An 8,490-nucleotide genomic window follows, 5' to 3' on the forward strand; every position below is an offset into this window, starting at 1 on the left:
GGCGCAGCGGCGCCCGCCCCCCGCGCCGCGCCCGCGCCCAAGGCCGTCCCGACGAACGGCGTCCCCGCGCCTGCCGCCGCCGCCGCGGCCGACCCGGTGCCCGCCGCCGAGAAGCCCGTCACCCCGAACCCCGAGACGAAGTGAGGACGCGACCGTGAGATCGAACGCAGGAAAGCTCGTCGCCTGGGGAGTCGCCGTGGCGCTGGTCGCCGCGTTCGCCGCCTACATGACGACGCAGGTCATCCGGCCCGCGGCGGAGGCGAGCCCGCTGCCCACCCCCGGCGCGCTGACGCTGCCCGACATCGTCTTCTACGTGCTCGCCGCCCTGACCGTGGCCGGCGCGGCGGGCGTCGCCCTCTCGCGCAACATCCTCTACTCCGCCCTGGGGCTCCTCACGGCGCTCCTCGGGGCGGGCGGCCTCTACGTCTTCCTGTCGGCGGACTTCGTCGCCATCACCCAGCTGCTCATCTACATCGGCGGCGTGCTGGTGCTCGTGCTGTTCGCCGTGATGCTCACGAGCCGCATCACCGACGTCAAGGTGTCGAACGCGAGCTTCGGGCCGTTCGGCGGCGTCCTGCTCTTCGTCGCGGTGGCGCCGGTCCTCCTCGCCGTCGCGCTGCTCACGCCCTGGGCCGCCCGCGAGCCCGGACCGCTCGCGCCGACGACCGCCGCCATCGGCAACGCGTTCCTCACGCGCTGGCTGCTGCCCTTCGAGGTCGCGTCGATGGTGCTCCTCGCGACGCTGATCGGGGCGGTCGTCATCGCGCGCAAGGAGCTCAAGGCCGACTGAAGGCCGGAGACCCCATGATCTCGCTCACTCACTTCCTCGTCGTCGGTGCGCTGCTCTTCACCCTCGGCCTCGTGACGGTCGCCACCCGTCGCAACGCCGTCGGCATCCTGATGGGCGTCGAGCTCATCCTGAACGGCGCCAACGTGAACTTCGTGGCCTTCAACCACTACGTGACCGGCGGCGTGACCGGACAGGTGTTCGCGCTCTTCGTCATCGTCCTCGCGGCGGCGGAGGCCGCGGTGGGCCTCGCGATCGTCCTCTCCATCTTCCAGACGTTCAAGACCATCGACGTCCGCCACGCGGACCTCATGCGAGAGTAACGATGGAACACGCGAACCTTCAGGTGGTCGGCCACGCGGCCGAGGAGCTCGGCCGGCTGGCCGTGCACCACGTCTCGTACCTCTGGCTCATCCCGCTGTTCCCGCTCGTCGGCGCGGCCATCAACGCGCTCGTCGGGTGGAAGCTGCAGCGGATGTTCGGCAAGAAGATCGTCCACCGCATCGCCGTCACCGCGATGCTCGCGGCGTTCGCGGTGGCGCTGCGGGCGTTCTGGCAGATCCTCCACCTCCCCGCCGAGGAGCGCTTCCTCCAGGACACGCTCTGGAACGTGCTCACCGCCGGGCGCGTGACGGTGGATCTCGCGTTCGCGCTCGACCCGCTCTCGATGATGATGACCCTCGTCGTCACGGGGATCGGGACGCTCATCCACGTCTTCTCCATCGGCTACATGGCCGACGAGCCGGCGTACTGGCGGTTCTTCTCGTACCTGAACCTGTTCATCTTCGCGATGCTGCTCCTCGTCATGGGGGACAACTTCGCGGTGATGTTCTTCGGGTGGGAGGGCGTCGGCCTCGCGAGCTACCTGCTCATCGCCTTCTGGTACACGGATCCGGAGAAGGCCAAGGCCGGCATGAAGGCCTTCGTGGCGAACCGCTTCGGCGACTTCGGCTTCATCGCCGGCCTCCTGCTCCTGTTCTGGGCCCTCGGCGGCGCGTGGACGCCGCGGGACGGCGGCCTCCTCCGCAACACGGACTACCAGCCGGCGGCCGAGCTCAACGCGGTCGCCCCCGCCGCGACCGCGGCCGAGGCGGACGCGCTCGCACCGCGCGTCGAGGGCGTGAAGGTCGGCCCGACGCTGAACTTCCGCGAGCTGCGCGACCAGGTCGTCATCGAGGCGACCGGCGTGAAGGAGCGGCTCGTCCACACGCACATCTGGGGCGTCTCGATCCTCGCGCTCATCGGGATCCTGCTGTTCGTCGGCGCGATGGGCAAGAGCGCCCAGCTGCCGCTCTACGTGTGGCTCCCGGACGCGATGGCCGGCCCCACCCCGGTCTCCGCCCTCATCCACGCGGCGACCATGGTCACCGCCGGCGTCTACATGGTGGCGCGCCTCAACTTCCTCTTCGCGCTCTCGCCGTCGGCGATGGGCTGGGTCGCGCTCATCGGCGCGGCGACGGCGATCTTCGCCGCCTCGATCGGCTTCTTCCAGTACGACATCAAGAAGGTCCTCGCCTACTCGACCGTCTCGCAGCTCGGCTTCATGTTCATCGGCGTGGGCGTGGGCGCGTACTGGGCCGGCACCTACCACCTCCTCACCCACGCGTTCTTCAAGGCGACGCTCTTCCTCGGGTCCGGCTCCGTCATCCTCGGCTGCCATCACGAGCAGGACATGCGGAAGATGGGCGGGCTGAAGAAGTACATGCCCATCACCCGCTGGACGTACCTCCTCGCCTGCATCGCCATCGCCGGGTTCCCGGTGATGAACGGCTTCTACTCGAAGGACGAGATCCTCTTCAAAGCCTTCACGAACCGTCACCTCGAGCTGTTCGGGGTCGCGACGCCGTGGCTCGGGCCCGCGATCTTCGTCATCGGCATCGTCGCCGCGACCGGCACCGCCTTCTACATGTACCGGTCGTACTACATGACGTTCACCGGCGAGTACCGCGGGAACTCGGGCCACCACGACGAGCACAACGTCGACCCGCACGCCGCCGTCGCGGCGAAGTCGTCGGCGCTCTCGCACTCCGTCCACGCGGACGACGGCGCGGCGCACGCGTTCGGCGCGACGTCGCACGCGCCGGCGCACGGCGCCCTCGCCGACACGCCCGTCCACGCGGCGGCCGTCCACGCCCACGGCGCGCACGGCCACGACGCGGGTCACGCGACGGCGCACGACGACGACGCGGCGCACGGCCACGGGCACCACGGCGGCACGCCGCACGAGTCGCCCTGGACGATGACGCTCGTCCTCGTGCTCCTCGCGGCGGGCTCGTTCCTCACCCTCTTCCTCGGCATCCCGACGCTCTGGAGCCACGCGGCCCCCGCCCTCGAGCACTGGCTCGAGCCCGCGCTCCCCGCCGTGGAGGTCGCGAGCTGGCGGTTCCACGAGGTGCCGCACGCGCTGGAGTGGATGTTCCAGGGCATCGGCGTCCTCGCGGCGACGGTCGGCTGGGTCGCCGCCCGCGCGCTCTACAAGGACGGCAAGAGCGAGGTCCCCGCCCGCCTCAAGGCCCGCTTCGAGGGCGCCTGGACGGTCGTCTACAACAAGTACTACGTGGACGAGCTCTACGCGTTCGCCGTCCTCCGCCCCGCCGTCTCCTTCGCCCGCGCGCTGAGCCGCTTCGACGGCACGGTCATCGACGGCCTCGTGAACTTCGTCGGCGCCGTCGGCCGCACCCTCGGCCGGCTCGACGCCGCCATCGACAAGTACCTCGTGGACGGGCTGGTGAACGCGGTGGCGCAGGCCACGTGGGGCATCGGCCGCCAGATGCGGCACGTCCAGACCGGCCGGATCCAGACGTACCTCTACGGCGCGCTCGGGGGCGCGCTCGTCGTGGTCCTGCTGAACTTCCTCATCTCGTAGCGCCAGGAGAGCCGAGCACATGTTCCTGAACCCGGGCAACGTCCTCAGCTGGGCCACATTCTTCCCGCTCGCCGGAGCGGCCGCGATCGTCGTCCTGCTCGCGGTCCGTTACGTCGCGAACCTCCCCAAGAAGCTCGTCGACGACGGCGCGCGCCTCATCGCGCTGCTCGCCAGCGGGCTCTCGCTCGTCGCGGCGGTCGCCGCGTGGCGCATGTACGATCCGACCGACACGGGCGTGCAGCTCACGCACCACTTCGTGTGGATCCGCTCGTTCAACATCGAGTACTTCGTGGGCACGGACGGGCTCTCGATCTCGATGGTGCTCCTGTCCGGGCTCATCTCCTTCGTCGCGACCATCGCGTCGATGCCGTGGTGGTCGGGCGCCAAGGCCGCCGAGATGGCCGGCATGGTCGAGCACGACCACGGCCACGGGGACGACGCCCACCACCCGAAGCACTTCTCGGTGCGGATGGTGCCCGGCTACATGGTCATGCTGCTGCTCCTGCAGACCGGCATGATGGGCACCTTCGTCGCCCTGGACATGTTCCTCTTCTACGTGTTCTGGGAGGTCATGCTCCTGCCGATGTACTTCCTCATCGGCGTGTGGGGCGGGCCGCGCAAGGAGTACGCGGCGATCAAGTTCTTCCTCTACACCCTCGCCGGCTCCGTGCTGATGCTCCTCGCGATCATCGGCATCTACTACAACAGCGCGCCGGCGATGCTCGCGGACGGGACCCTCTCCTCCGGGCACACGTTCAACATCATCGAGCTCGGCCGCCAGGCCGCGAAGGGCCAGTTCCTCAACGCGGCGCCCATCCTCGGGATCGCGTTCACGAAGCTCGCCTTCGTCGCCCTCTTCATCGGGTTCGCGATCAAGATCCCGATGTTCCCCTTCCACACCTGGTTGCCCGACGCGCACGTCGAGGCGCCGACGCCGATCTCCGTCATCCTGGCCGGCGTGCTCCTGAAGATGGGCATCTACGGCATCCTCCGCTTCAACTACCCCATCCTCCCCGACGCGACCGCGTGGGCCGCGCACGCGATGGCGGTCTTCGGCGTCATCAACATCGTCTACGCCGCGTTCGTCTGCCTCGGGCAGAAGGACCTGAAGAAGCTCATCGCCTACTCGTCCGTCTCGCACATGGGCTTCTCGCTGCTCGGCATGGCGGCCATGACGCCCGCCGGCATCTCGGGCGCGGTGCTGAACCTCTTCACGCACGGCATCATCAGCCCGATGCTGTTCCTCATCGTGGGCGTGATCTACGACCGCGCCCACCACCGTGAGATCGAGAAGTTCGGCGGCCTCGCCTCCGAGCTCCCCGAGTACACCGCGATCATGGGCCTCGCGTTCTTCGCGTCGCTCGGCCTCCCCGGCCTCGCCGGCTTCATCGCCGAGTTCATGGTCTTCACGGGCGCGTTCCCGGTGTTCACCGGCTACACGATCATCTCGGCGACCGCCGTCATCATCACCGCCGCGTACTACCTGTGGGCGATCCACCGGATGTTCCTCGGCAAGCTGAACCCCGTCTACAAGGGGTATCCGGACCTCAACTGGCGCGAGCGCATCTCGCTCTACCCGCTCGCCGCCATCGCGATCGTCCTCGGCTTCTACCCGCAGGCGATCCTCGGGGTCATCAACCGCAGCCTGCACCTCATCATCCAGAACATCCGGCCGCTGTAGGCCCGGAGCGAGACCGTGATGGACTCCTTCCTCCCTCTCGTCGACGAGAACCTGCGCTCCGCGCTCTGGTTCCGGCCGGAGATGGCGCTCACGTTCGGGACGCTGATCCTGTTCGTGCTCGACGTCGTCTTCCGCCGGAGCGCGGCGCGGGTCGCGCTCCTCTCCGCCGCGGCGCTCGCCGTCCTCGCAGCGGCGGCGGGGCTCCTCGCCATCCAGCCGCCGGACGCCCAGTCGCTGTTCAACGGCATGCTCGCGAACGACGCGTTCGCCATCTTCTTCAAGTGGCTGTTCCTCGCGGCGGGGGCGCTCACCGTCGTCATCGCCGCGCAGGGGCGCGACTTCCCGCCCGAGCGCATCGGCCAGTTCTTCGCGCTGCTCATGGCGATCGTGCTCGGGATGTTCATGATGGCGAGCGCGACCGACCTGCTCATGGTCTACCTCTCCCTCGAGCTCGTCTCGATGGTGAGCTACGTCCTCGCGGGCTTCCGCAAGGGCGACCGCAAGGCCGCCGAGGGCTCGCTGAAGTACGTCATCTACGGCGGCGTGGCCTCGGGGGTCATGCTCTTCGGCATGAGCTACCTGTACGGCCTCACGGGCACGACGAGCCTCCACGCGGTCGGCGCCCAGCTGCAGGGGATCCAGGCCGGCTCGGCCGTCTCGGTCGCGGCGACGCGCATCGCGCTCGTGGTCTCCATCGTGTTCGTCACCGCCGGCGTCGGCTACAAGGTCGCCGCGGTGCCGTGGCACATGTGGTGCCCGGACGTGTACGAGGGCGCGCCCACGCCGTTCACGGCGTTCCTCTCCGTCGGCCCGAAGGCCGCGGGCTTCGCGCTCGCGATCCGGATCTTCAACACCGCGCTCGCCGGCCCCGCCTCGCCCGCCACCGGCTTCGCCGTGGCGCTCGCCGGGATCCCCTGGCCCGCCGTCATCGGGGTCGTCTCCGCCGTCACGATGACGCTCGGCAACTTCACCGCGCTCGGGCAGACGAACCTGAAGCGGCTCCTCGCCTACTCGTCCATCGCGCACGCGGGCTACACGCTCATGGGCCTCTCCACGGTCTCCGACCGCGGCGTGCAGGCCGTCATGATCTACATGCTCGTGTACCTCGTCATGAACGTGGGCGCGTTCCTGGTCGTGATCCTCGTCGCCGAGGCGACCGGCTCGGAGTCGATCCTCGACTACCGCGGCCTGTCCAGGCGCCACCCGGTCGCGGCGGTGGCGTTCGCGATCTTCCTGTTCTCGCTCACGGGGCTCCCGCCGTTCGCCGGGTTCGCGGGCAAGTGGTACCTGTTCTACGCGGTCTTCGAGCGGATCGACGGGCCTGGCGGAGGCTGGTACGCGTGGCTCGCGCTCATCGGCGCGCTCAACACGGCGGTCTCGCTCTACTACTACGTGCGCGTGGTGCGGGCGATGTTCATCGACGCGCCGTACACGGCCGACGCGCCGGCCATCCGCGCGCGCCCGGGCTACCAGCTGCTGCTCGGCGGGTTCTCGCTGGCCATCCTGGTGTTCGGGATCTGGTGGACGCCCATGATCCGCTGGACGCAGGCGTCGCTGCAGCTGTTCCGCGGGTAGGCGACCCCCGCAGCGCGCCGCGGCGAGCGGCCCGACCGGTTCCAGCCGGTCGGGCCGTTCTCTTTTCGCGTCCCGCGCGGGCGCCGCCCTCTAGGGCCTGCGAGCCTCGAGGCGCGCGAGGTCCGCCGCGCTCATCGTGACGTCGCCGAAGTGGCGGTCCGGCGAGATCTGCGGTCCGTGGAAGTCGGACCCCGCGGTGGGCACCAGGTCGAGCGCCTCGGCCGCGCGGCGGTACTTCTCGCGCACCGACGGGTTGTGGTCGGCGTGCAGCACCTCGACGCCCTCGACGCCGAACGCGCGCAGCCGCTCGAGATCCCCGCGATCCAGCCCCGACACGCCGGGGTGGGCGACGGTGGTGGTCCCGCCCGCGGAGCGCACGAGCCGCACGGCCTCCTCGGCGTCGAGCCGGTAGCGCTGGACGTACGCCGGCCGGCCTTCGCCGAGGAAGCGGTCGAACGCCTCCTTCACGTCCACGACCGCCCCCGTCTCCACGATCGCCCGCGCCACGTGCGGCCGACCGATCGTCTTGCCGCCGCTGTACTTCTCGATGTCGTGGACCTGCAGCCGCACGCCGAGCGTGGAGAGCTTCTTCACGATCTGCTCCATGCGGGTGCGTCGCTGGTCCGCCAGGAAGTCCTCGAAGCGCCTCAGGGCCGCGTCCGCCGGGTCCACGAAGTGCCCGAGGAGGTGGATCTCGCGCCGGTCGAGGAACGCGGAGAGCTCGATCCCGGGCACGAAGCGGAGGCCGAGGCGCTCCGCGGCCTCGTTCGCCGCGGGCAGGCCCGCCACCGTGTCGTGATCGCAGAGCGCCCAGACCTTCACGCCGGCCGAGGCGGCGCGCGCCGCGACGTCGCCTGCGGCGAACTGCCCGTCGGACGCGAGGCTGTGCGAGTGCAGGTCGATGAGTCCGTCGGCGGTCGGCCCAGCCATGAAATGTCCACCTCGTGCGTGCTACAATATCGACTTCAAGCACAGCGCGCTCGGCGGGAGAGGTGGCGCGCGGGGAAGGCCTCGATGCAGCACGTACTGCGTATCTCGCGGAAGATCGATTACGGGCTCCGGGCGATGATCTACCTCGCCTCGATCCCGCAGGAGTCGGTGGTGCCCTTCCGGGAGATCGCGCGCCAGATGGACGTACCGGAGGACTTCCTCGCGAAGATCCTGAAGACCCTCGTCGACCAGAGCCTCGTGAAGTCCACGCGCGGCCCGCACGGCGGCTACGCCCTCGCGCGCTCGCCGAACGAGATCAGCTTCCTCGACGTCATCGAGGCGGTGGAGGGGCCGGTCGCCCTGAACGTCTGCCTCGACGGCGAGGACGCTTGCGGTCACTCGACCGCGTGTACCATGGTCTCGGTCTGGCGCCAGGGGCAGGAGCGGATGCTCGACGTCTACCGGCAGGCGAAGCTCGTCGAGCTCGCCTTCAAGCCGGCCGACGACGGCCAGATCGGCCTCGTCCAGCTCCAGCTCCAGTCGTCGGCGCGCGAGGCATGATCTAGGGGGGGGGGGGGGCCCCCCCCCCCCGGGGGGGGGCCCCCCCCCCCCCCCCCCCCCCCCGCGGGCCGGCCCCGGGGCGCCCGGGGG

At 70.0% G+C, this 8,490-nt stretch carries 7 protein-coding genes; 6 read left to right on the forward strand and 1 reads right to left on the reverse strand.

Annotated elements, in window-relative coordinates; translation table 11 throughout:
* Positions 1-154 precede the first annotated feature (154 nt).
* The 5 genes from MNY60_RS17640 to MNY60_RS17660 are packed head-to-tail and all read left to right on the forward strand — an operon-like array spanning position 155 to position 6,909.
* Complete coding sequence (locus MNY60_RS17640; RefSeq protein ID WP_242340084.1) at positions 155-790, forward strand: NADH-quinone oxidoreductase subunit J; 636 nt, start codon at positions 155-157, stop codon at positions 788-790.
* A gap of 14 nt (positions 791-804) precedes the next feature.
* Positions 805-1,110, forward strand: a complete 306-nt coding sequence (gene nuoK / locus MNY60_RS17645) for an NADH-quinone oxidoreductase subunit NuoK (protein ID WP_242340083.1) — start codon at positions 805-807, stop codon at positions 1,108-1,110.
* 2 nt (positions 1,111-1,112) lie between these two features.
* On the forward strand, positions 1,113-3,653 hold the full coding sequence (locus tag MNY60_RS17650; protein ID WP_242361272.1) for an NADH-quinone oxidoreductase subunit L: 2,541 nt from the start codon (positions 1,113-1,115) through the stop codon (positions 3,651-3,653).
* Positions 3,654-3,672: 19 nt separating this feature from the next.
* On the forward strand, positions 3,673-5,334 hold the full coding sequence (locus MNY60_RS17655; RefSeq protein ID WP_242340081.1) for a NuoM family protein: 1,662 nt from the start codon (positions 3,673-3,675) through the stop codon (positions 5,332-5,334).
* A gap of 18 nt (positions 5,335-5,352) precedes the next feature.
* Positions 5,353-6,909, forward strand: coding sequence for an NADH-quinone oxidoreductase subunit N (locus MNY60_RS17660; protein ID WP_242340080.1), 1,557 nt, complete (start codon positions 5,353-5,355; stop codon positions 6,907-6,909).
* 90 nt (positions 6,910-6,999) lie between these two features.
* Here the strand turns inward: MNY60_RS17660 and MNY60_RS17665 are convergent, their stop codons facing one another.
* On the reverse strand, positions 7,000-7,839 hold the full coding sequence (locus tag MNY60_RS17665; RefSeq protein WP_242361274.1) for a PHP domain-containing protein: 840 nt from the start codon (positions 7,837-7,839) through the stop codon (positions 7,000-7,002).
* An 84-nt stretch (positions 7,840-7,923) separates the two neighbouring features.
* Between MNY60_RS17665 and MNY60_RS17670 the strand changes: the two genes are divergently transcribed.
* Positions 7,924-8,400: an Rrf2 family transcriptional regulator gene (locus MNY60_RS17670; RefSeq protein WP_242340078.1), complete on the forward strand. Its 477-nt coding sequence runs from the start codon at positions 7,924-7,926 to the stop codon at positions 8,398-8,400.
* Positions 8,401-8,490: the final 90 nt, after the last annotated feature.

It is taken from the genome of Anaeromyxobacter sp. SG17 (assembly GCF_022690695.1).
In the GTDB taxonomy this organism is placed as follows: Bacteria; Myxococcota; Myxococcia; order Myxococcales; family Anaeromyxobacteraceae; genus Anaeromyxobacter; species Anaeromyxobacter soli.

Excerpts from the sequence above, each read along its gene's own strand:
- nuoK (WP_242340083.1), top strand. The coding sequence starts at position 805 with ATGATCTCGCTCACTCACTTCCTCGTCGTCGGTGCGCTGCTCTTCACC.
- MNY60_RS17650 (WP_242361272.1), top strand. The coding sequence starts at position 1,113 with ATGGAACACGCGAACCTTCAGGTGGTCGGCCACGCGGCCGAGGAGCTC.
- MNY60_RS17655 (WP_242340081.1), top strand. The coding sequence starts at position 3,673 with ATGTTCCTGAACCCGGGCAACGTCCTCAGCTGGGCCACATTCTTCCCG.
- MNY60_RS17660 (WP_242340080.1), top strand. The coding sequence starts at position 5,353 with ATGGACTCCTTCCTCCCTCTCGTCGACGAGAACCTGCGCTCCGCGCTC.
- MNY60_RS17665 (WP_242361274.1), bottom strand. The coding sequence starts at position 7,839 with ATGGCTGGGCCGACCGCCGACGGACTCATCGACCTGCACTCGCACAGC.
- MNY60_RS17670 (WP_242340078.1), top strand. The coding sequence starts at position 7,924 with ATGCAGCACGTACTGCGTATCTCGCGGAAGATCGATTACGGGCTCCGG.